General features: G+C 50.3%; 24 protein-coding genes. 11 read left to right on the forward strand and 13 right to left on the reverse strand.

The window, feature by feature from the left end; all coding sequences use genetic code 11:
• Positions 1–12: 12 nt before the first annotated feature.
• The 5 genes from HMPREF3139_RS04670 to HMPREF3139_RS04690 form a co-directional block, all read right to left on the reverse strand.
• Positions 13–327 (reverse strand): CsbD family protein, encoded by a 315-nt coding sequence (locus tag HMPREF3139_RS04670; protein ID WP_070460884.1) that lies wholly within the window; start codon positions 325–327, stop codon positions 13–15.
• A 119-nt stretch (positions 328–446) separates the two neighbouring features.
• Positions 447–1,013, reverse strand: coding sequence for an SGNH/GDSL hydrolase family protein (locus HMPREF3139_RS04675; RefSeq protein WP_070460885.1), 567 nt, complete (start codon positions 1,011–1,013; stop codon positions 447–449).
• A 122-nt stretch (positions 1,014–1,135) separates the two neighbouring features.
• Complete coding sequence (locus HMPREF3139_RS04680; RefSeq protein WP_004519821.1) at positions 1,136–1,393, reverse strand: hypothetical protein; 258 nt, start codon at positions 1,391–1,393, stop codon at positions 1,136–1,138.
• Positions 1,394–1,480: 87 nt separating this feature from the next.
• Entirely contained in the window at positions 1,481–3,643 is a 2,163-nt protein-coding gene (locus HMPREF3139_RS04685) for a heavy metal translocating P-type ATPase (RefSeq protein ID WP_070460886.1), read from the reverse strand.
• Between the two features lie 99 nt (positions 3,644–3,742).
• A complete protein-coding gene (locus tag HMPREF3139_RS04690; protein WP_003674677.1) occupies positions 3,743–3,952 on the reverse strand; it encodes a heavy-metal-associated domain-containing protein in 210 nt (69 codons plus the stop codon).
• Between the two features lie 147 nt (positions 3,953–4,099).
• On the opposite strand from HMPREF3139_RS04690, the gene cueR reads away from it, so the two are divergent.
• Complete coding sequence (gene cueR, locus HMPREF3139_RS04695) at positions 4,100–4,492, forward strand: Cu(I)-responsive transcriptional regulator (RefSeq protein ID WP_070460888.1); 393 nt, start codon at positions 4,100–4,102, stop codon at positions 4,490–4,492.
• A 246-nt stretch (positions 4,493–4,738) separates the two neighbouring features.
• On the opposite strand, the gene HMPREF3139_RS04700 is transcribed toward cueR, so the two are convergent.
• The gene (locus HMPREF3139_RS04700) at positions 4,739–4,948 is read right to left on the reverse strand and encodes a heavy-metal-associated domain-containing protein (RefSeq protein WP_004519826.1); all 210 of its coding nucleotides are present in this window, start codon (positions 4,946–4,948) and stop codon (positions 4,739–4,741) included.
• A 144-nt stretch (positions 4,949–5,092) separates the two neighbouring features.
• Between HMPREF3139_RS04700 and HMPREF3139_RS04705 the strand changes: the two genes are divergently transcribed.
• The 3 genes from HMPREF3139_RS04705 to HMPREF3139_RS04715 all read left to right on the forward strand — a co-directional run bounded on the left by HMPREF3139_RS04705 (position 5,093) and on the right by HMPREF3139_RS04715 (position 8,501).
• Positions 5,093–6,265: a sugar transporter gene (locus HMPREF3139_RS04705; RefSeq protein WP_070460890.1), complete on the forward strand. Its 1,173-nt coding sequence runs from the start codon at positions 5,093–5,095 to the stop codon at positions 6,263–6,265.
• A gap of 193 nt (positions 6,266–6,458) precedes the next feature.
• Complete coding sequence (locus tag HMPREF3139_RS04710) at positions 6,459–7,874, forward strand: SLC13 family permease (protein ID WP_070460892.1); 1,416 nt, start codon at positions 6,459–6,461, stop codon at positions 7,872–7,874.
• A 117-nt stretch (positions 7,875–7,991) separates the two neighbouring features.
• A complete protein-coding gene (locus tag HMPREF3139_RS04715; RefSeq protein ID WP_003747093.1) occupies positions 7,992–8,501 on the forward strand; it encodes a peptidylprolyl isomerase in 510 nt (169 codons plus the stop codon).
• A 79-nt stretch (positions 8,502–8,580) separates the two neighbouring features.
• Here the strand turns inward: HMPREF3139_RS04715 and HMPREF3139_RS04720 are convergent, their stop codons facing one another.
• Positions 8,581–9,078 carry a YbhB/YbcL family Raf kinase inhibitor-like protein gene (locus tag HMPREF3139_RS04720; protein ID WP_070460894.1) on the reverse strand — a complete coding sequence of 166 codons (498 nt, stop codon included), beginning with the start codon at positions 9,076–9,078 and terminating at the stop codon, positions 8,581–8,583.
• 186 nt (positions 9,079–9,264) lie between these two features.
• Here HMPREF3139_RS04720 and HMPREF3139_RS04725 point away from each other — a divergent pair, with 186 nt between their 5' ends.
• Together HMPREF3139_RS04725 and HMPREF3139_RS04730 are read left to right on the forward strand one after the other, a co-directional pair.
• Complete coding sequence (locus HMPREF3139_RS04725) at positions 9,265–10,104, forward strand: KPN_02809 family neutral zinc metallopeptidase (protein WP_070460895.1); 840 nt, start codon at positions 9,265–9,267, stop codon at positions 10,102–10,104.
• Positions 10,105–10,225: 121 nt separating this feature from the next.
• Positions 10,226–11,608: a phosphomannomutase/phosphoglucomutase gene (locus tag HMPREF3139_RS04730; RefSeq protein ID WP_070460897.1), complete on the forward strand. Its 1,383-nt coding sequence runs from the start codon at positions 10,226–10,228 to the stop codon at positions 11,606–11,608.
• 104 nt (positions 11,609–11,712) lie between these two features.
• On the opposite strand, the gene rpe is transcribed toward HMPREF3139_RS04730, so the two are convergent.
• Positions 11,713–12,393 carry a ribulose-phosphate 3-epimerase gene (gene rpe / locus HMPREF3139_RS04735; RefSeq protein ID WP_070460899.1) on the reverse strand — a complete coding sequence of 227 codons (681 nt, stop codon included), beginning with the start codon at positions 12,391–12,393 and terminating at the stop codon, positions 11,713–11,715.
• Between the two features lie 277 nt (positions 12,394–12,670).
• On the opposite strand from rpe, the gene HMPREF3139_RS04740 reads away from it, so the two are divergent.
• Positions 12,671–13,099 (forward strand): Spy/CpxP family protein refolding chaperone, encoded by a 429-nt coding sequence (locus HMPREF3139_RS04740; RefSeq protein WP_070460901.1) that lies wholly within the window; start codon positions 12,671–12,673, stop codon positions 13,097–13,099.
• Between the two features lie 64 nt (positions 13,100–13,163).
• Here the strand turns inward: HMPREF3139_RS04740 and HMPREF3139_RS04745 are convergent, their stop codons facing one another.
• Positions 13,164–14,030 (reverse strand): ATP-binding protein, encoded by an 867-nt coding sequence (locus HMPREF3139_RS04745; RefSeq protein WP_070460903.1) that lies wholly within the window; start codon positions 14,028–14,030, stop codon positions 13,164–13,166.
• Positions 14,031–14,046: 16 nt separating this feature from the next.
• Entirely contained in the window at positions 14,047–14,661 is a 615-nt protein-coding gene (locus tag HMPREF3139_RS04750; protein ID WP_003683409.1) for a riboflavin synthase, read from the reverse strand.
• Between the two features lie 125 nt (positions 14,662–14,786).
• On the opposite strand from HMPREF3139_RS04750, the gene rlmJ reads away from it, so the two are divergent.
• The 3 genes from rlmJ (at position 14,787) to HMPREF3139_RS04765 (ending at position 17,158) form a co-directional block, all read left to right on the forward strand.
• Positions 14,787–15,632, forward strand: coding sequence for a 23S rRNA (adenine(2030)-N(6))-methyltransferase RlmJ (rlmJ, locus tag HMPREF3139_RS04755; RefSeq protein WP_070460905.1), 846 nt, complete (start codon positions 14,787–14,789; stop codon positions 15,630–15,632).
• A gap of 130 nt (positions 15,633–15,762) precedes the next feature.
• On the forward strand, positions 15,763–16,116 hold the full coding sequence (locus HMPREF3139_RS04760) for a hypothetical protein (protein ID WP_070460907.1): 354 nt from the start codon (positions 15,763–15,765) through the stop codon (positions 16,114–16,116).
• Positions 16,117–16,183: 67 nt separating this feature from the next.
• On the forward strand, positions 16,184–17,158 hold the full coding sequence (locus HMPREF3139_RS04765) for a class 1 fructose-bisphosphatase (RefSeq protein WP_070460909.1): 975 nt from the start codon (positions 16,184–16,186) through the stop codon (positions 17,156–17,158).
• A gap of 141 nt (positions 17,159–17,299) precedes the next feature.
• On the opposite strand, the gene waaF is transcribed toward HMPREF3139_RS04765, so the two are convergent.
• Both waaF and guaB read right to left on the reverse strand, forming a co-directional pair.
• Positions 17,300–18,319 carry a lipopolysaccharide heptosyltransferase II gene (waaF, locus tag HMPREF3139_RS04770; RefSeq protein ID WP_070460911.1) on the reverse strand — a complete coding sequence of 340 codons (1,020 nt, stop codon included), beginning with the start codon at positions 18,317–18,319 and terminating at the stop codon, positions 17,300–17,302.
• Positions 18,320–18,603: 284 nt separating this feature from the next.
• A complete protein-coding gene (gene guaB, locus HMPREF3139_RS04775; RefSeq protein ID WP_003678893.1) occupies positions 18,604–20,067 on the reverse strand; it encodes an IMP dehydrogenase in 1,464 nt (487 codons plus the stop codon).
• A 189-nt stretch (positions 20,068–20,256) separates the two neighbouring features.
• On the opposite strand from guaB, the gene HMPREF3139_RS04780 reads away from it, so the two are divergent.
• Positions 20,257–20,682: a DUF4124 domain-containing protein gene (locus HMPREF3139_RS04780; protein ID WP_070460916.1), complete on the forward strand. Its 426-nt coding sequence runs from the start codon at positions 20,257–20,259 to the stop codon at positions 20,680–20,682.
• 69 nt (positions 20,683–20,751) lie between these two features.
• On the opposite strand, the gene HMPREF3139_RS04785 is transcribed toward HMPREF3139_RS04780, so the two are convergent.
• Positions 20,752–22,080: an anaerobic C4-dicarboxylate transporter family protein gene (locus tag HMPREF3139_RS04785; protein WP_070460920.1), complete on the reverse strand. Its 1,329-nt coding sequence runs from the start codon at positions 22,078–22,080 to the stop codon at positions 20,752–20,754.
• Between the last annotated feature and the right edge of the window lie 184 nt (positions 22,081–22,264).

Consider the following 22,264-nt stretch of genomic DNA (forward strand, 5'->3'; position numbering starts at 1 on the left):
ATTCTTTAAATATTAAAATTTGCTTTTAATATCATTAATCAAGCCTTCAGCTTTTTCTTTGGCTTCTTCAGCCAAGTGTGCTACTTTCTCTTTGGCTTCACCGGCTAAATGAGCTGCTTTTTCTTTAGCTTCACCTGCAAAGTTTTCTACTTTTTCTTTAGCCTCGCCTGCAAAGTTTTCTGCTTTTTCTTTAGCATCCGCAGCAACTTCTTTTGTCTTACCGACGCCTTGTTGAACTACGCCTTCAGCTTTGAGTTTGGAATCGTCAAGAACTTCGCCGGCTTTCTCTTTTACTTCACCGCTGATTTGATCTAATTTGCCAGTCATCATTTATTCCTTCTTAGTTTCATGTTGATAAGAGTAATCACTATACCCCAATAGATATTGGGTTGCAACTTAAAGTCTGTCTCAATATTAAAAACATAATAAAAATGGATTACGTCAAGTTAGCACAACTGTTTCAATATCGCTTCGGCTACTGCCTCGCCTATCATCTTGCTGCCGAACTCATTGAAATGAAGTCCATCGCACAGCATCACATCGGTCAAATCCTGCTCAAACATCAGACTGTATAAATCATTGACGGTAAAACCATATTGCCTTGCCAAATCCTCCGCCACACGGTTATAGGCCTTCAAGTCGGCCAGATAGCGGCGCGAGGGTTTGACGATATTGTGTACGCTTTCCAAAAACGGCGTACTGCTCGCCCAAATAATTTTTGCCCCTGTCTGTTTCAGATAATCGAAAATTTGAATCAGGTTGCTGCGATAGGTTTTTATATCGGCCACCGGCTCATTACAGCCTTGATTATGGCGGATGTCGTGCAAACCGCAATTGATGTGGATAATGTCTCCCACAGTCGCGCCCTCTGTCCATTGCCTGATATGCTCTAACACATCATGCGACGAACGGCAGTTTTCCGATGGAGAAACAATATCCACCTCAGGCAAAGCGGCGCGCGTGTAAGGCTCCGAAGCAAGCCGAACGGAGTCGCCGATTAAGTAAACGGTCATTTTTGTTCTCCTCCCTTTATTTGAATCAACAGCAAGGCCGTCTGAAATATCACTTATATTATTATAAGAGTGCTATTTCAGACGGCCTTAACTTCAGTCAAGTTCTATCGTTAAATCATCAATTAACGCTGACTGTTTTTATAAAAATCAATTAATTGCTTAGCCTGCAACATGGGCAGCCCAAAACGGTCGCTCACGGCTTTCAAATCCTTCCATTCCTGACCGGTCAGATTTTGCCCAACCCATTTGAGGTTTTCCGGGTTGCTTTTGATTTTCTCAAAATACGCCTGCTTACGTTTCCAGTTGCGCGACCACACCAACAACATGGTAAAAATACATAAAACAATCAATACAATATTGGTAAACAACATCATGTCCATACGACATACTCCCGCTTGAGTCTCGAAATCAGAAAATATGGATTAAAGGCCGTCTGAAAAAACAGTCTTCAGACGGCCTTTATATTATCACTCAATATTCACCCGTTTCAGGCGCAAGGCATTGCTCAACACGGAAACCGAGCTTGCCGCCATTGCCGCGCCTGCGATGACGGGGTTTAAAAAGCCAAGCGCAGCGAGCGGAATGCCCAAGATATTGTAGAAGAAGGCGAAAAACAGGTTTTGCTTGATGTTTTTCAAAGTTGCCTGCGACACCAGCAGGGCATCGGCGAGCTGATTGACCGAATGTTGCATCAGCGTGGCGGATGCGGTGTGTTCGGCAACGTCCGCGCCGCCTTTCATCGCGAAGCTGACGTTGGCGGCGGCGAGCGCGGGGGCGTCGTTGATACCATCGCCGACCATCGCCACGGTTTTGCCGGCGGCTTTGAGTTTCTGTACTTCGGCGGCTTTGTCGCGCGGACTCATATTGCCGAAGGCGTGTGCGATACCCAGTTGTTTGGCGACGTATTCGACCGTGCCTTGGTTGTCGCCGCTCATGATGTAAACATCGATATTGTGTTTTTTCAGACGGCCTATGGCTTCGGCGGTATCGGCTTTCAATGCGTCGGCAAGTGCGAATGCGCCGATAGGTTTGTTATCGACCGAGACTGCAACAATGCTTGCAATGTCCCAAACGCCGTCTGAAAACTTCGGCAAGGTCAGTTCGGCAAATTCGGCTTTGCCTGCTTTCACCAAACCCACGCCTTCCACTTCGGCGGTAATGCCTGCGCCGACAACGGTTTGCGCGTTTTGTGCGGCGGGGATGTCCAAACCGCGCGCTTGGGCGGCGGAAACGATGGCTCGGGCGAGCGGATGAGCGGCGTTTTGTTCGACGGCGGCGGCGATGCGGTACAAAGCGTCTTCGTCAAAGTCGCTGTCGGAAACGCAATAAACGGCGGCAACCTGCGGCTTGCCTTCGGTCAGCGTGCCGGTTTTGTCCAGCACGACGGCATCGACGTGGGCGGCTTCTTCCATTGCCGCCGCGTCTTTGAACCAAATGCCGTGTTTCACTGCTTTGCCCATGCCGACCATAATCGCGGCAGGGGTTGCCAGACCGAGCGCGCACGGACAGGCAATCACCAAAACGGCAACGGCGTGCATCAGCGCAACCGTCCAATCACCTTTTACCAGCCAAGTGGCGATAAAAGTCAGAAGCGCGATGCCCACGACTGCAGGCACGAATACCGCCGCCGCCTTATCCGCCACGCGCGCAATCGGTGCCTTGCTGCCCTGCGCTTCGGACAGCGCATTCATCATGTCGCCGAGCAGGGTTTGGCTGCCGAGCTGCGTAGCGCGGTATACCACGCTGCCTTCGGTCATCAGCGCACCTGCCAACACTTTGCCGCCCACCTTTTTCTCTTCGGGGTTGGATTCGCCGGTAAGATGGCTCTCGTCCGCCCAACCGCTGCCGCTCTCGATGATGCCGTCGGCGGCAATGCGTTCGCCGTGGTTGGCGCGGATAAGGTCGCCGATTTGCACTTGGTCGATGGGCAGTTGTTTCCATTCGCCATCGCGTTGCACGTTGACTTGGATCGGCGTGAGTTTGAGCAGCAAGCCCAAGCTGTTCAGGCTGGATTTTTTGGTGCGGTGTTCCAAAAATTTGCCCAGCGACACAAAACCGATCACCATCACGCCTACTTCAAAATACACGTGTGCCATGCCGTGCGCCGCGTGCGGGCTGAAAAACAGCATATAAACGGAATACAGGTAAATCGACACCGTACCGATGGTAACCAGCACGTCCATATTCGCCAGACCGCCTTTAATACTCGCCCACGCGCTTTTGTAAAACGGGATGGCCAGCCAAAGCTGCACCACGCTTGCCAGCACAAATTGCCATACAGGCGGAATCATCCAATCGTGCCGCCCGATCATCATCCCTGCCATGCCGATAAGGAACGGAATATTGATGGCCAACAAAAGCCACAGCCTCCAGCTTACATGCGCTGCTTCTTCGGGCTGCGGCAGCGCGTCTTCCGTTTTTTCCTTCGCGCCGTAGCCGGTTTTCTCGATAATTTTGGCGATGTCGGCTGCGGAGGTTTTGCTGTCGTCAAACGTAACCTGCGCTTCCTCACTGGCAAAGTTCACCCCTGCTGATTCGACAAAATCTTTTTTGTTCAACACTTTTTCAATACGCGAAGCGCAGGCCTGACAGGTCATGCCTTCGATTTGAAAACGGACTTTTTGTTGCATGGTTTCTTCCTTCTGAATGTGGTTGGGCTACCTGAAAAAAGCGGAGCAGGGTTTTCAGGTAGCCTTTGGGGTGTTGCAGTCGATTTGTTGCGATTCGATTTACAAAGCCGCATCAAAGCCGCCGTCTTCCACCGCTTCTATCAGCGCGGCGGGGTTGGTTTGGGCGGGGTCGAATTCCACGACGGCGTTCTTGTTTTCCAGGCTCACTTCGGCCTTGTCCACGCCGTTTACGCCTTCGAGGATGCTGGTAACGCTTTTCACGCAGCCGCCGCAGGTCATGCCTTCGATGTTTAATGTGATGGTTTGCATAGGGTTTCCTTTCTGTTGGAATGAGGCTGAGGTTTTAAAGCCCGTTGCAGCCAAAGCTTTCAGGTAGCCTGAAATGATGGGTCTGCTCTTGCTTTCCCGCTAAGTGCCGCCACTATAAAGCTTCACCCGAAGTAAAGGTCAAGCATCATGATGAACATCAGCCAGGCCGCGGCCGAGAGCGGCCTTTCCGCCAAACAAATCCGCGACTACGAAAAGCACGGCCTAATCGCCCCGGCCGCGCGCAGCGAAGCGGGCTACCGCTGCTACGGACAGGCCGACCTTGTCCGGCTGCGCTTTATCCGCCATGCGCGGGAAGTGGGCTTTTCGCTGCCGCAGATCGGGCAGCTTTTGAGCCTGCAACACAACCCGCAGCGCACCAGCCGCGAAGTGAAAACACTCACCGCGCGGCACATCGCCGAGCTGGAAGCCAAAATCGAACGCTTGCAGGGCATGGTGGCCGAGCTGCAACGCTGGCACGATGCCTGCGCGGGAGACGACTGCCCGGATTGTGCGATTTTGGCCGGGCTGGAGGAGCGTTAGGCGGCTTGGGCAGAATAGAAACAGGCTACCTGAAAAGTTTCAGGTAGCCTTAGTCGGCCGCTAACGGTTTGGTACAGGCCTCGTCGTAATACGGCAGCCACTTGCTGCCGCTTTGCTTCAGATATGCGCGAAAACTTTTGTTTACCCATGTGGCGGTGTAATCCAAATAATGGCAAAAAGTAAGTTATCAAGAGACAGAGGCCGTCTGAAGCGTTTCAGACGGCCTTTTCAAAATACGCTTATCGGTTACAAAGCCACATCGTAGCCGCCATCTTCTACGGCATCAATCAGCGCATCGGTATCTGTCTTGCTTTCATCAAAAGTAATCACTGCATTTTTGTTTTCCAAGCTGACTTCTGCTTTTTCCACGCCTTCTACGCCTTCCAAAAGACGGGTTACGCTTTTCACGCAGCCGCCGCAGGTCATGCCGTCGATATTGAGGGTAACAGTTTGCATTTGTATTTCCTTTCATTCAAACAAATATAGTTGCCAAATACTTTACTCCTTACACAAACAGCTTGCAAATTCTTCATTAAGGCCGTCTGAAAAATGCAGATAGGCGTACAATAACGCCCTTTGCTTCATCAAACGGACATAATAATGACTTCAACATTTAAACAATGGGTTAGCGTATGCGCGCTGGCGGTGGGTGCATTTATTTTCAATACCACCGAATACATTCCGATTGCGCTTTTGAGCGACATCGGTCAGAGCTTTGGCAAACCGGCAACGGAAGTGGGCATGATGATTACGGTGTATGCGTGGATTGTTGCGCTCCTATCGCTGCCGCTGATGCTGATGACGAAAAACATCGAACGGCGCAAATTATTGCTGATGCTGTTTGCACTGTTTGCGCTGTTTCACGCGCTATCGTTCTTTTCTTGGAACTTCAACATCCTCTTGGTCAGCCGTATCGGGATTGCGCTGACACACGCGGTCTTTTGGTCGATTACGGCTTCTTTGGCGGTACGGCTTGCGCCCACGGGCAAAACCAATCAGGCTTTGGGCTTGCTCAGTACGGGTACGGTTTTGGCCATGGTTTTGGGTATTCCGCTGGGACGCGTGGTCGGGCAATACTTCGGCTGGCAGCTCAGCTTCCTGCTGATCGGCGTCTGTGCTGCCGGCGTAATGCTGGTGTTGGCCAAAAACCTGCCTGCTTTACCCAGCCAAAATACCGGCTCTTTAAGCAGCCTGCCGAGTTTGTTCAAACGTCGCAACCTGATGTTGCTCTATGCAATGACGGTGTTGATTATTACGGCACACTTCACGGCATACAGCTATATCGAGCCTTTTGTGTTGCAAGTAGGCGGATTTAAGGCAGAACAAGTTACCATCGTTTTGAGCCTGTATGGTTTGGCAGGCTTTGCCGCTTCTTATTTGTTTGGTAAATGGTTTGCCAAATCGCAACGCCTGTTTATGCTTGGCGCGGTGGCGGTCATCCTGCTATCCGCCCTGCTGCTTCTGCCGTTTGCCTCTTTCCCTTATGCGGTGTACGCGCTGGTGTTTATTTGGGGCGTGGCCATCGTCATCGTCAGCTTGGGCATGGTGTCGAAAGTCTTGGCATTTGCCTCGGATGCAACAGATGTGGCCAACTCGATTTATTCAGGTTTGTACAACGTCGGTATCGGCGGCGGTGCGCTTTTGGGGCATTATGTAACCGTCTGGTTCGGCCTTTCCAATATCGGCATTGCCGGAGCCTTGCTGGCGGCGGCAGGTTTGGCCGTTTGCGGCTTGTTGTTTAAGGAACAAGACAATCTGACGCAAAACGTTTAAAATCCAATCACTTTCCTAATCGAACGGACAAACAGCCTTCCTGCTGCTTGTCCGTTTTTTATTTTATTTTGAAAAATAATTTACAATTTATTTACACTACATCAAATTACAAATATACTGTCGCTGTCAGGTCGTCTGAAAACGGCCAGCACAAGCGTAAAAGAAAAACCAGCAAACTTCAGAGGAACATTCTATGGATCTGCACGCAAAGGACAAAACCCAGCCTCCGGAAAACGTCGAGCTGCTCAGTGCACAAAAGCCGATTACCGACTTTAAAGGCTTGCTGACCACCATCATCTCCGCCGTTGTCTGCTTCGGCATTTATTACATCCTTCCCTACAGCCCCGACGCCAACAAAGGTATAGCGCTGTTGATTTTCGTTGCCGCGCTTTGGTTTACCGAAGCCGTACACATTACCGTTACCGCACTGATGATCCCTATCCTTGCCGTTGTACTCGGTTTCCCGGATATGGACATCAAAAAAGCGATGGCCGGTTTCTCCGACCCGACGATTTACATCTTCTTCGGCGGCTTCGCGCTTGCAACCGCCCTGCACATGCAGCGTCTCGACCGTAAAATCGCTGTCAGCCTGTTGCGCCTGTCCCGTGGCAATATGAAAGTTGCCGTGTTGATGCTGTTTGCCGTTACCGCCTTCCTGTCTATGTGGATCAGTAACACTGCAACTGCCGCGATGATGCTGCCTTTGGCAATGGGTATGATGAGCCACCTCGACCAAGAAAAAGAACGCAAAACCTACGTTTTCGTCCTGCTCGGTATCGCCTACTGCGCCAGTATCGGCGGCTTGGGCACCGTGGTCGGTTCTCCGCCGAACATGATTGCCGCCAAAGCGCTAAACTTGGACTTCGTCGGCTGGATGAAGCTCGGCCTGCCGATGATGCTGTTGATTCTGCCGCTGATGCTGTTCTCCATGTACGTCATCCTCAAACCTAATTTGAACGAGCGCGTGGAAGTTAAAGCCGAATCTATCCCTTGGACTTTGCACCGCGTTATCGCGCTGTTGATTTTCTTGGCAGCCGCCATCGCTTGGGTATTCAGCTCCAAAATCAAAGCCGCATTTGGCATTTCCAACCCCGATACCGTTATCGCCCTGATTGCCGCCGTTGCCGTCGTCGTATTCGGCGTGGCGCAATGGAAAGAAGTTGCTCGCAATACCGACTGGGGTGTATTGATGCTCTTCGGTGGCGGTATCAGCTTGAGCGCGTTGCTGCAATCTTCCGGCGCATCTGAAGCTCTGGGTCAGCAAGTTGCTTCCACGTTCTCCCACTCTCCTGCATTGCTGGTGATTTTCGTGGTTGCCACCTTCATCATCTTCCTGACTGAGTTCACCAGTAACACAGCTTCCGCCGCCCTGCTTGTGCCTATTTTCGCCAGCATCGCCGCGCAAATGGGTCTGCCCGAACAAGTCTTGGTATTCGTCATCGGTGTCGGCGCATCTTGTGCCTTCATGTTGCCGGTTGCCACACCGCCTAACGCGATTGTGTTCGGTACAGGCTTGATTAAGCAACGCGAAATGATGAATGTCGGCTTATTGCTGAATATCCTCTGCGTGGTATTGGTTGCTCTGTGGGCTTATGCTGTACTGATGTAAACCATCGACTAAGTAACAAGGCCGTCTGAAAGAATATTTTTCAGACGGCCTTGAAGTTTCTCGTTCAGACACAATTTAACGAATGATTCAAAACCGGATTCTAACGAAAGGAAACCCATGATTATCCTGCACACCAACAAAGGCGACATCAAAATCGAACTCGATTTCGACAAAGCCCCCGTTACTGCTAAAAACTTCGAGCAATACGTTAAAGACGGCTTCTACGACGGCGTAATCTTCCACCGCGTCATCAAAGGCTTCATGATTCAAGGCGGCGGCATGGATGAAAACATGAACGAAAAAGAAACCCGTGATCCGATTCAAAACGAAGCGTCCAACGGTTTGCCTAACGAAAAATACACCATCGCCATGGCGCGTACTTCCGATCCTCATTCTGCCAGCGCGCAATTCTTCATCAACACTGCCGACAACGCTTTCCTGAACTTCCGTTCTAAAGAGCTGTACGGCAAAACCGTCGTTCAAGACTGGGGCTATGCCGTATTCGGCAAAGTCGTTGACGGTTTTGATGTAGTCGATGCCATCGAAGGCGTTTCTACCAAACGCCACGGCTACCACGACGATGTACCGACCGAACCTGTCATCATCACTAAAGCCGAAGTGGTTTAATTGATTTGATTTCCCAGAAAAACAGCCTGTCCGAATTCAAAACGGACAGGCTGTTTTTCAATCATTAATGACGATACCTTCACACATCATAAGTACCGACCACACATGCCGAATCCAACACATGGCCCTGCATGGCAAAATGCAGCTCATTAAAGCGGAAACCGCGCGGCAAATCCAAAACGGTATCCAGCGCGTACACAATCAGCTCGTAACGATGGCGGTTGTTCGGTGGCGCCATACCGCCATAAAACGAAGCCTCTTCGATTTCAAATTTACCCAACGCGCTCGCCCAAGTATTCGCGCCTTGTGTGAAATCCGTTGCAGAAATGCTTTCATTTTCTTCCACGGAAGTACGTTTCAAATCCGAAATCAACCAATGCGTCCATACGAAACCCGATGCTGAAATGGCATCTTTGTCTTCCAATACCACGGCAAACGACTTTGTTCCTTCAGGAGCATCTTCGATCTCAAAAGGAATCGAATAAGTAGGCATACCGTTCGGGCTGAACTGGCTGCCGCGCTTGCCGTATTTGTCTTCAAATTCACCGTTGACAATAGCTTTACTGCTGACTTTCATCTTATATCTCCCAATAGTAGGTTGACTCATTCTAACAAACCCCAAGGCCGTCTGAAAGATACTGCCGTTTTCACTTTCCCGATGCCGCATTTTCAGACGGCCTCAAGCAATATTCACAATTCGATCAAACACATTTGACATTCCATAGTATAATCCGCCGCATGAAAACTACACAGGATACGCGTTATGGATTGGAAAGGTCGTGAACAAAGCCAAAACGTCGAAGATCGCCGCGGAAGCAGTGGCGGTGGTGGCGGCAAAACACCGGGCATACTCGGCATTATCGTGGTTTTGGTCGGCGCATATTACGGCGTGGATTTGAGCGGTTTGGTCGGCGGCTCATCTTCGATGGGCATCCCTACCCAGCAAGCTTCCCGACTCGACAGCCAACAAGAAGCCGAGTTGAAAGAACTGTCCCGTGTCGTCCTTGCTGATACCGAAAAAGCATGGAGTAAATATTTCCAGCAACACGGCCAACGCTATACCCCGGCAACCATGGTGTTGTATAAAGGCAGTACGTCCACCGCCTGCGGTACGGGCCAATCTGCCATGGGCCCGTTTTACTGTCCGGGCGACCAAAGAGTTTATTTGGATTTGAGTTTCTACGAAGACATGCGCACCAAGCTCGAATCCGCCAGCGATGCCGCGTTTGCCTACGTTATTGCTCATGAAGTCGGTCATCACGTTCAAAACCTGCTCGGCATTCTGCCTAAAGTCCACAAAATGCAACAGCAAGTCGGCAAAAAAGAGGCCAATGCCCTTTCCGTCAAACTCGAATTGCAGGCCGACTGTTTCGCTGGTATTTGGGGACACTACGCCATCAACAACAATATCTTCAAAACAGAAGACATTCAAAAAGCGATGCTTGCCGCCGAATCCGTCGGCGACGACCGCTTGCAGAAACAGGCCCAGGGCTATGTCGTGCCCGACAGCTTTACCCATGGCTCGTCCGAAGAACGCATGACTTGGCTCAAGCGCGGTTTGGAAAGCGGCGACATCAACCAGTGCAACACTTTCAACAATTGATTCGTCCAAACAACACTGTTCTTTGATGTAACGACAAAAGGCCGTCTGATTTTTTCAGACGGCCTTTTAGCCGTGTTAGAATAACGCCTATTATTTTCCCTTAAATTCAAAGGAAATCCACATGGCAAATATCGCCCGCGACATTTTCAAAGCCTACGACATCCGAGGCATCGTCGGTAAAACCCTGACTGACGAAGCTGCCTACTTAATCGGCAAAGCCATTGCCACCAAAGCCTCCGAAAAAGGCATTACACGCATCGCACTCGGCCGCGACGGCCGTTTGAGCGGCCCCGGTCTGATGGCACAAATTCAACGCGGTTTTACAGACAGCGGCATCGACGTCCTCAACGTCGGTATGGTTGCCACCCCTATGCTCTACTTCGCAGCCATCAACGAATGCGGCGGCAGCGGCGTGATGATTACCGGCAGCCACAATCCGCCTGATTACAACGGTTTCAAAATGATGCTCGGCGGCGACACGCTCGCAGGCGAAGCCATTCAAGAACTTTTAGCCATTGTTGAAAAAGACGGTTTTGTTACTGCCGACAAACAAGGCAGCGTAACCGAAAAAGACATCTCCGGCGAATACCACAACAATATCGTCGGCCACATCAAGCTCAAACGCCCGATGAAAATCGCCATCGACGCGGGCAACGGTGTCGGCGGCGCATTTGCAGGCAAACTCTACAAAGGTTTGGGCAATGAAGTTACCGAACTTTTCTGCGAAGTGGACGGCAATTTCCCTAATCACCACCCTGATCCTTCCAAACCGAAAAACCTGCAAGACCTCATCGTCGAGCTTCAAAACAGCGATGCCGAAATCGGCTTGGCATTTGACGGCGATGCCGACCGCTTGGGCGGGGTCACCAAAGACGGCAACATCATCTATCCGGACCGCCAACTGATGCTTTTCGCGCAAGACGTGTTGGGCCGCAATCCTAAAGCCAAAGTAATTTTCGACGTTAAATCCACCCGTCTGCTTGCGCCTTGGATTAAAGAACACGGCGGCGAACCTGTGATGGAAAAAACCGGCCACAGCTTCATCAAATCCACCATGAAAAAAACCGGCGCACTGGTTGCCGGCGAAATGAGCGGTCACGTTTTCTTTAAAGAACGCTGGTTCGGCTTCGACGACGGCATGTATGCCGGCGCACGCCTCTTGGAAATCCTGTCTGCCTTCGACAATCCGTCCGAAGTATTGAACAAGCTGCCGCAAAGCATTTCCACTCCGGAACTCAACATCGACCTGCCGGAAGGCAGCAACGGCCACAAAGTGATTGAAGAGTTGGCTGCCAATGCCAAGTTCGAAGGTGCGACCGAAATCATCACCATCGACGGCTTGCGCGTTGAATTTCCTGACGGCTTCGGCCTGATGCGTGCTTCCAATACCACGCCGATTTTGGTATTGCGTTTTGAAGCGGATACCCAAGAAGCGATTGAGCGTATTCAAAACCAATTCAAAGCAGTCATTGAAAGCAATCCTGCATTGAAATGGCCGCTGTAAGGGTTTAGATTAAAACAAAAGGCCGTCTGAAAATCATTTCAGACGGCCTTTATATTAAACATTGATGATTCCAAAGTTTGGAAACCAAGAATATCCCGGCTTAGTTATCCGACTTGCGCCAACTGTTGACGCATTTCATCGATAACGGCTTTGTAATCCGGTTTGCCAAAAATTGCCGAGCCGGCCACAAACGTATCCGCACCTGCCGCTGCAATTTCAGCAATATTGTCTGTTTTCACGCCGCCATCGACTTCCAATGCGATACGGCGGCTGCTTTGCCGTTCATACTCGTCCAACATCTCGCGCACTTTGCGGATTTTCACCAGCGTATTCGGGATAAAGCTTTGTCCGCCAAAGCCCGGGTTGACCGACATCAGCAAAACCATATCCAGTTTGTCCAAAACGTTTTCCAGAATATTGACCGGCGTAGCAGGATTCAATACCAAACCTGCCTGACAGCCGTATTCTTTAATCAAACCCAAGCTGCGGTCGACATGGCGGCTGGCTTCGGGATGAAAGGTAATGATATTGGCACCGGCTTTGGCAAACGCATGAATCAAATCGTCCACCGGCTCAACCATCAAATGCACATCGACCGGCACGGTTGCATACGGTTTCAAAGCCGCGCAAACCATAGGGCCGAAAGTCAGATTCGGCACATAATGATTGTCCATCACGTCAAAATGAATCAAATCCGCACCGGCGCGGATAACTTCGGCAACCTCTTCGCCCAAGCGGGCAAAATCAGCGGACAAAATACTGGGGGCAATACGGTAGTCGGTCATGTTTATTCTCCTAAAGTGTGTTCCTTTGTCATTATCGCATTTTTAACCCTATGTTGTATGCCGCCGACAACGTCTCTACCGTCATTTTTATGAATTTACATTTCATATACATTAATGAAACTTATAATCACATAGTAAGGCTTTGAAAATAAATTATTAGATTACATACATGTGCAAAAAAATCTAACATCATTAACAAAAGTTAACTGCATTGATACTGCCTTTCACACGCTTATCGGTTATATTTCCAAACCTGATGAAACATTAGGAAAACACCGTGTCTGTTGCACTTTCCCGCTATCCGACTTTTATTTTCTTAGCACTCGCCCTACTCTGTTCCAGTCTGCCTGCATATGCCGGTCCGTTTCTGGCCACTTTGGACGACTTCCACCCGAATTGCGACATTCGACAGCTCAATTTATCCGCCGACCAACACGCCGCCCTGCGCCGCCTGCGTACCGACTTCAAACAGATCAACGATAAAGCCTACCGCAAAACCGTACGCTCCGACCGCAACCGCCGTCAAACCATCATCAAAATCCTCTCCGGCGACTCATTCGACTCAAACGCCGCCCGCGATTATGTTGAAAACCGCTACCTCTCCAGCATGGACTATGCGGTGGATGAAATGGAAATCCAATACCGCTTCTATCATCTGCTCAATCCGCGCCAACGCCAGCAATGGTTGTCTTCATGCTTGCGCTGATGGATAAATAAAATACAAAAAGGCCATCTGAAACCATATTCAGACGGCCTTTACTTTTTCAGCCTTAATCCAGCACTCTTTCTTCCGGCAACCGGCCTGCCCAATCGCAGGCAAACTGCCATGCCGAGCGGCCTGAACGGCTGCCGCGCATTTGCGCCCATTGCAACGCAGCTTGGCGCGCCGTATCGTCAAAAGGCACATTGAAATCGTCCAACCAGTTCGCCACGGCGGTCAAATAATCGTTTTGATCGAAAGGATAAAAACTCAGCCATAAGCCGAAGCGGTCGGAAAGGGAGATTTTCTCCTCAACAGCCTCTTTCTGATGGATTTCGCCGCGAGTGCCCGTAGTACCGCCGTTTTCATCCATGTATTCAGGAATTAAATGACGGCGGTTGGAAGTGGCATAAACCAAAACATTGGTGCAACGTTGCGACAGTCCGCCGTCTAAAGCAGTTTTCAAGGCTTTATAGGTTTCATCGCCGGTTTCAAACGACAAATCATCGCAGAAAACGATAAATTTCTCGGGGCGCTCGGACAACAGCGTCAACAAAGCCGGCAAGCTGACCAAATCGCTTTTATCCACTTCAATCAGTCGCAGGCCCTGCTCGGCGTATTCGTGCAACAACGCTTTAACCAAGGAGGATTTGCCTGTACCGCGCGCGCCGGTCATCAAGACATTATTTGCCGGACGGCCTGCCAAAAATTGCTCGGTATTGCGTTTCAGTCTGTCGGTTTGCGAACCGACTGCCGCCAATCTGCTCAAAGGAAACGTATGCGGACGCGGCAGGCTTTCCAAAATACCTTTTTTGCCCACGCTGTGCCAACGGTAGGCCAAAGCGCGCCAGTCGGTTTTACCGGCTTCGTCAGGCAGGATTAAATCCAGACGGTTTAAAACGGAATTCGCTTTTTTCAAAAAATTGGATAATTTCATTTTGGCTTTCTTTTTTTCAGACGGCCTTTTGCGCCAATACACGCATCACGGTATCGACAACGGCTTGGGTTTGCGGATCGATTTCAATATTGATGAGGTCGCCTTCTTTGCGGCTGCCAAACAGGGTACGCTCCAAAGTCTCCGGAATCAGGTGTACGCAAAATTCGCTGTCGCTGACTTCGCCTATGGTCAGGCTGCAGCCGTCCAAACCGACAAAGCCTTTGGTCAGGATGTAGGGTTTGAGGTTTTCCGGCAGCTCAAACCAAACTGTGCGGTTGAACTCGCTGGATTCAATTCGGGAAATTCGGGTAACAGCCATCACATGGCCGCTCATCACATGTCCGCCGATTTCATCGCCAAATCGTGCCGCGCGTTCCAAATTGACACTGTCGCCGACTTTCAAGCTACCGAGATTGGTTTTGCGTAAGGTTTCGTCCATCAAATCAAAGCTGACTTTGTTGCCGTCGATTCGGGTAATGGTCAGGCAGCAGCCGTTGTTGGCGACAGAGGCGCCGGTTTGCAGATTGTCGGCGATTTCGGGGGGCAGCTCGACAGTGTGGGTACGAAAGTCGGGCGAAGGTTGGGCGATGTCTGTAATTTTGCCCATGCCTTGTACGATGCCTGTAAACATGATGTCTTCTTTCCGATGGTACGATAAGGCGGATATTGTAGCATTTTCCAGGCACAAAGGCCGTCTGAAAGCGGTGATGGCGATAGTTTGGGGTATAATCGGATTTTTATTTCCTCAGCCCGATCATGCTCAGCTACCGCCACGCCTTCCATGCCGGCAACCATGCCGATATGCTCAAGCACTTTACCCTCTTCCTCGTCCTCGAATATTTCAACCGCAAAGACAAGCCTTATTGGTATATCGATACGCACAGCGGTGCCGGTTTGTATGATTTGAGCGGCGATGAAGCGCAAAAAGTCGGCGAATACAAACAAGGCATTGCGCTCTTGGAACAAGCTGACAAGCTGCCTGCCGAATTGGCCGAATTTGTGGGCCGTCTGAAACAAATACTGCCGCGAGACAACCTTTACTGCGGCTCGCCTTGGCTGGCACAGGCGCTCACGCGCGACAGCGACAAAATGCGCCTCTTTGAGCTGCACCCTGCCGATTTTGTCCATTTGCAAAACAATATGCGCGAAGTCCGTCCTGCACGTAAAGTGCAGGTCAGCCAAGCGGACGGTTATCAAGGCCTGATTTCACTCTTGCCTCCTCCGCCCCGCCGCGCCGCCGTCTTAATTGATCCGCCCTACGAAGAAAAACAAGACTACCGCCGCGTCGTCCAAGTCTTGAAAGATGCTTTGAAACGCTTTGAAACCGGCTGTTACATGGTTTGGTATCCCTGTTTAAGCCGCGAAGAAAGCCGCAAACTGCCGGACGAACTCAAAAAAATCGCTCCCGACAATTATCTGCACGCCGAGCTTCATGTCCATACGCCGCGCAGCGACGGCTTCGGTATGCACGGCAGCGGCATGTTCGTCATCAACCCGCCCTATATGCTTGCCGAACAGCTGCAAAACAATCTGCCCGAACTTTCCAAAATTTTGGCGCAAGATGCCGGCGCGCATTATGTATTGGAAAGCAAAACGAAATAAACGCTGCCGTCTGAACGCATACCCAAGCGCTTCGATTTTGCCGCCATACCTGTTCAGACGGCCTTAACCCTTTATACTTAAGCCTTTTTCCACTACAATTCACAACATAAAAATTAACGACCGTCCACTCATGAATATACGCACACCCCTAGCCTGCACGCTCCTGCTTTGCGCGTGCAGCGAATCTGTAAAAAACGAATTTAAAGAAGAATTTACCCAAAGTTTCCGCACCGAATTTATCCGCTCGGCAACCGAAGCCTGCGTAGAAAAAGCTGCAGGAAAAAGCCCGTTTGATTCCGCGACCACTGAAAAAATCTGCCGCTGTATCGGCGAAAAAACAGTCGACCAAATCAATCCTGAAGAAGCGGCCTCGCTTTTGGGCGGCAGCGACTCCATGAGCGACGAGCTGAAAAAACGCATCAAAGACACCAGCATCGCCTGCACTAAAGAAGTTTTAGGCATGGCCGACAGCAAAACCAAATGAATACGCCGTTTTCAGACGGCCTGAAATTGAAAAATACCCGATTCAAACTTAGGAAAAGAGTGAAACCATGAAGACACTGAACCAATTCTTAGCCCAACACCTGCCCGAACACAAACTGCCGCAAGAGCTGGCCAGCGTACTGGAATCCGTAGCCGCCGCCTGTTTGGACATCAACGCCAAAGTCCGCCTCGGCGCGCTTTCCGGCGTTTTGGGCATGGCAGGTACCGGCAATATCCAAGGCGAAGACCAAAAGAAACTTGACGTCATCGCCAACAACATCATGATTGATGTTTTAAAAGCCAATACCAACATCGCCGGTCTTGCCAGCGAAGAAGAAGACACCTATGTCGCCACGCACGAAAACGGCGGCTATTTGGTATTGTTTGACCCGTTGGACGGCTCTTCCAATATCGACGTCAACATCTCCGTCGGCACCATTTTCTCCATTTTGGCGAAACCAGAAGGCGCATTGACTACCGAATCCTTCCTGCAAAAAGGCCGCGACCAAGTGGCCGCAGGTTATGTTTTATACGGTCCGCAAACCCAACTGGTACTGACTGTCGGTCATGGCGTGTTCGTCTTCACTCTGGATGATGCCAACCAATTCCTGCTGACCAAAGAAAATCCGCGCGTTCCGGAATCCACTAAAGAATTCGCCATCAATATGTCCAACCAAAGACATTGGTTCGCTCCTGTTCAACAATACATTGACGAATTGCTGGCAGGCGAAACCGGCGTACGCGGCAAAAACTACAATATGCGCTGGGTAGCCAGCATGGTTGCCGAAATCCACCGCATCCTGATGCGCGGCGGCGTATTCATGTATCCGCAAGACAAACGCGACCCATCCAAACCGGGCAAACTGCGCCTGATGTACGAAGCCAACCCGATGAGCCTGCTTATGGAACAGGCCGGCGGCGCATCAAACGACGCCATCGAAGCCATGCTCGACATCCAACCTACCGGTCTGCACCAACGTGTTGCCGTATTCATGGGCAGCCGCGAGGAAGTGGAATACGTTTATAATCTGCATCAAAAATAATCAAATGTATTGATTTCAAACCAAAAAATGCCGTCTGAAATATGATTTTCAGACGGCCTTTTGTTAAAAAATAAAAGAAACGAAAGATTAAAAGGACAGACTCAAATCTGTCCTTTACTGTTTTCCAGTATATATCTTGGATTACGCCGAACGAGTCAGCTCTTCCGCCACTTTTTGCACCATATCCGGCGTCAGCTTGTTCAAACAATCCGTATGCCCTAACGGACATTCGCGTTTAAAACATGGCGAGCAATCCAAATTCAAGCTGACGATTTTTGCCTTTTGGCTTAGAGGCGGCGTATGGTCAGGGCTGGATGAGCCGTAAACCGCAACCAATTTCCGATCAAGCGCGGCCGCTAGGTGCATCAGACCGCTGTCATTGCACACGACCGTATCGGCGCAAGACAACAAATCAATGGCTTCAGAAAGATTGGTTTTACCGCAAAGATTGGTACACAGGCCGTCTGAAAGTCGGTTGATTTCATCTGCAATATCAAAATCTTTTTGCGAACCGAACAGCCAAACCTGCCAGCCCTCGGCCAAATATCGGCGGCCGAGTTCGGCAAAATGACGCGCAGGCCAACGCTTGGCCGGGCCATATTCCGCACCGGGACAAAATGCCAAAATCGGTTTATCCGTCGCCAAACCATGTTTTGACAAAGCGGCTTGACGGCTTTCAGGATCAATCGTGAAACACGGATTATCGGAATGCCCGTTAAAATCCGCTGGGGTCGGATGCGCCAGCGCAGTATAGCGGTCAACCATCAGAGGCAACGCGGCCTTATCCAACTTGCGGATATCGTTCAGTAAAAAATAGCGCGACTCGCCGACGTAGCCCGTACGCTGTTTAATGCCTGTAGCCAAGGCAATAATGGCGGATTTGAGTGAACCGGGCAAAACAATCACTTGATCATAGCCTTCTTTTCCCAATTCACGTCCGATACGCCAGCGTTTTTTCAATTCCAACGCGCCATGTCCAAACGGATTTTCCATCACACGGTTGATCTCAGGCATACGCTCAAATACGGCCATCGACCATTTGGGCGCAAAGGCATCAATGGTACAGCCGGGATGCAGCTCATGCAAACGGTGATAAAGCGGTTGGGTCATGACGCAGTCACCAATCCAGCTTGGGGTAATAATCAGGATTTTTTTGGACATAATGGAATGTGTTTTTAATTTTGGCTTATTGTAATACGATTTTTAAAAGGCCGTCTTAAACTTGGTTTAATCGCTCAGTTCAAAACGTACTAGTTGATACATGTCATTTCAACAGATGCACTCTGGTTTGAGTGCGTGAAGCGTTTGTCTCCCCAATTATTCTGCAAATACCACGCCCCAAATACTAAGCATAACAGCGGCAAGCAATATTTGCTTCATTTTTAAAACCTTATAAAAACAGAAAGGCCGTCTGAAATATTTTCAGACGACCTTTTTATACTCGTTTAACGATGGTAGTTAGGCGCTTCTTTAGTGATTTGTACGTCGTGAACGTGGGATTCGCTCATACCGGCAGAAGTGATTTCCACAAATTCTGCTTTCTCGTGCATTTCAGCAATATTGGCGCAACCCAAGTAACCCATGCTGGAGCGCAGGCCGCCGGTCAGCTGGTGGATGATGTTCACGATCGGACCTTTGTAAGGAACGCGGCCTTCGATGCCTTCAGGAACATATTTGTCTGTACTGTCGGTTTTGTCTTGGAAGTAGCGGTCGGCAGAGCCTTGGCTCATCGCACCCAACGAACCCATGCCGCGGTAAGACTTGTAAGAGCGGCCTTGGTAGAGTTCGATTTCGCCCGGTGCTTCTTCCGTACCGGCAAACATACCGCCGAGCATGACGCTATATGCACCTGCTGCCAGAGCTTTGGCAATATCGCCGGAGAAGCGGATACCGCCGTCGGCAATCAGGGGAACGCCTGTACCTTTCAGGGCTTCGGAAACATTGTGAATCGCAGTCAGTTGAGGCACGCCTACGCCTGCTACGATACGGGTCGTACAAATCGAGCCAGGGCCGATACCGACTTTAACGGCATCCGCACCGGCAGCCACCAAATCCAAAGCGGCTTTAGCAGTAGCGATGTTACCGCCGATGACTTGGATGTGCGGATAGGTTTCTTTTACCCAGCGCACGCGATCGATAACGCCTTGGCTATGACCGTGGGCAGTATCGACCACAATCACGTCCACACCTGCTTCCACCAATGCTTTGACGCGCTCTTCGGTATCGCCGCCGGTACCCACCGCGGCACCGACACGCAGGCGGCCTTCGGCATCTTTGTTGGCATTAGGGAATTCGGTTGTTTTCAGAATATCTTTAACTGTAATCAGACCTTTGAGTTCGTCTTGGTCGTTCAACACCAAAACGCGCTCAACTTTGTGCGCATGCATGATTTCGCGGGCTTCATCGATGCTGGTACCTTCAGGAACGGTAACCAAACGGTCGCGAGGGGTCATGATGGCAGAAACAGGCAGATCGACACGGTTTTCAAAACGCAGGTCGCGGTTGGTCACGATACCGACCACTTTGCCGTTTTCCACAACAGGCAGACCGGACATTTTGCGTTTGCGTTGTGCGCGCATTTCCAAGACTTCGCGGATCAATGCGGTCGGCGCAACGGTAACGGGATCTTTCACCACGCCGCTCTCATGGCGCTTCACTTTGGAAACGGCACGCGCTTGCAACTCCGGCGTCATGTTTTTATGGATAATACCAATGCCGCCTTCTTGAGCCATAGAGATGGCCAGACGCGCTTCGGTAACGGTATCCATTGCAGCAGAAAGTAGAGGGAGGTTGAGCGTGATATCGCGGGTGAGTTTGGTTTGAAGTTTGACATCTCGAGGCAGCACGTTTGAGTGCGCTGGAACCAACAAAACGTCGTCGAAAGTATAGGCTTTTTCTACAATACGCATGATGCTCGGTCTTTCAGTTTGTGCAAGATGCACGGCATTATATCACACCGGCTTGATGCTAACATTGGCAATACATGTTTTAACGTTATTTTTTTACATGATTTGATCCGCAGTACAAAAATATGCCAACGCATTGCAGTTTCAAGTAAAATAGGTCGAATGAGAACATCATTTACATAAGGGAAATCCATGAAATCTTCCGCACTCAAAACCTGTCTGACAGCAGCCCTTCTCTCTTCCGCCGCCCTGACCGGCGCGGCCGAGGTTTACACTTGGAAAGGCACGTCGGGCAACAGCTATTCCGATACGCCAAACCGCCTGCAACCGAAGCGTTCCGGGGTAGTCAACATCCGCACGCACAACGTCAAACCTGCCGTTGCACCTGCTGTTGCAGCATCTGAGCCGGTTGCCGAGCAGCCCAACGAACAGGTTGCGGAACAAAACAAACAAATCGAAGAGCGCAATAAAAAAATCGAAGAGCAAAACCGCCAAAACAAGCTGGAAAACTGCAAAATCGCCAAAATCAACCGCCAAGTCGCCGAAAGCGCACGCTTGGCCAATCGCGACAGCCTGATTAAGCAATACCAAAACGACGTCAATAAATACTGCAATTAAGCTCTCAAATAACAATATCAAAAAGGCCGTCTGAAATTTAATTTCAGACGGCCTTTATTTTTCAGCCTATCAATAATATATCTGAACCAACAACAAGCCGATGGCTAAGCTGAATGCCATGCTCAACAGGCCTGGAATCATGAAACTGTGGTTGAAGATAAATTTGCCGATTTTGGTCGAGCCGGTTGTATCGAAGTCGATAGCGGCAATAATCGGACCGTAGTTCGGAATGAAGAAATAGCCGTTTACCGCAACAAATGTACCGATGATGATGGGCGCAGGAATCCCCAGTTTGATGGCGATTGGAAACAGCGTCGCCACTGTCGCGCCTTGGCTGTTGACCAATACCGACAAGACAAACAGGGCAAAGGCAAAGGTCCATGGTGCAGATTCAACCAAATGGCTGACGGTCGATTCCACTTCTGTTAAGTGGCCGTTCATCAAGGTATCGCCCAACCAAGCCACGCCAAATACCGCAATCACGGCACGCATACCGGCATGGAATACCGAACCTCGGGTAATCGCATCGCCATTGGGTTTACACGCCAAGATAATCAGTGCAGAAGCAGACAACATCACGATTTCAATCGTATGCGCCATGCCCATAGGCTTGATCGCGCCATCGTGTTCAAAAGCCGGACGCAACTCAGGCAGCGCACCCATCACGACCACCAGCAATGCCGCAGTCAAGAAAATACCGACCGACAATTTGGCTTTCGGCGAAATGGCAACATCAGTTTGTTGTTCCTCCACATCGATGTATTCTTTCACATAGTTCGGGTCTTTCAGCAAAGCCTGATAATGCGGATCGTCTTTCAATTCTTTGCCCAGTTTGTTTACAAACACGCAAGCCAAACCGATACCCAAAATCGTGGACGGAATGGTTACTTTCAACACGTCCGCCATCGTGATGTGCTGCGGCTCAAGCATGGTGACGCAGGCAACAACCGCGGCGGCAATCGGGCTGGCGACAATCGCAAATTGGGAAGCGATAACCGCCATCGTCAGCGGACGGGAAGGACGGATGCCATTGCGACGGCTGACTTCGGCAATCACGGGCAAGACCGAGTAAGCCACATGGCCCGTACCTGCCAAGACGGTAAAGGTGTAAGTTACCGCCGGCGCAATAAAGGTGATGTATTTCGGATTGCGGTGCAACACGCGCGTGGCAATCTTAATCATATAGTCCAAACCGCCGCTGGCCTGCATTGCCGCCGCGGCAGACACTACCGCCATAATCATCAGCATCACATCAATCGGCGGGCTGGTCGGCTGCAGATGGAAACCAAAAGACAATACGGCCAAGCCGATACCGCCGAGCACGCCCAAACCAATACCGCCAACCTGCGCGCCAATCAGGATACACAGCAGTACAACGGCAAACTGGATAAAAAACATAGTTGACATAACAACTCCCAAAATCCGGCCTTCGCCGAAATAAAATTACAAACGGTTGGATTATAGAGTAAACCCTCTTCCCTAACCATACTTTACCTAATTATACATACTGATCTATATCAAATAAATAATATTCTCATTTAACCAATAGACTGAGACCTTTGCAAAATTCCCCAAAATCCCC

It is taken from the genome of Neisseria sp. HMSC15G01, assembly GCF_001808255.1.
Lineage (GTDB): Bacteria > Pseudomonadota > Gammaproteobacteria > Burkholderiales > Neisseriaceae > Neisseria > Neisseria subflava_A.